This window comes from Ancylomarina sp. 16SWW S1-10-2 (assembly GCF_009669305.1).
Taxonomy (GTDB): Bacteria; Bacteroidota; Bacteroidia; order Bacteroidales; family Marinifilaceae; genus Ancylomarina.
Genome location: NZ_SADB01000370.1, coordinates 1 through 351, shown reverse-complemented (window position 1 = coordinate 351; position 351 = coordinate 1). Strand labels below are relative to the sequence as shown.

At 48.7% G+C, this 351-nt stretch carries 1 protein-coding gene; it reads left to right on the top strand.

Going from position 1 to position 351, the window contains the following annotated elements; translation table 11 throughout:
• Nucleotides 1–351: cell division ATP-binding protein FtsE (locus EMN46_RS19560; RefSeq protein ID WP_154202692.1), on the top strand; the 351-nt coding region annotated here is incomplete at both ends.

Sequence of the window (351 nt, the reverse complement as noted above, 5' to 3'; positions counted from 1 at the left end):
GTGGTGATTGGTAATCGCCTGCTAAATCGTGTGACTACGGCTCAGATTCCTTATTTACGTCGCCAAATCGGCGTTGTCTTCCAAGATCCCCATTTATTATTTGATCGTACAGTTTTTGATAATGTGGCGTTGCCACTGCAAATTTCAGGTATGCACCCGCGTGAGCAGGGCAAGCGAGTTCGTGCGGCGCTAGAAAAGGTCGACCTGTTGCGTAAAGAAAATGATAATCCCCTGTCCTTATCGGGAGGGGAGCAGCAGCGTGTGGGTATTGCGCGAGCCATTGTAAATAAACCCGCTATTTTGCTAGCAGATGAACCGACAGGAAATCTCGATCCCAAGCTATCAGCGGAT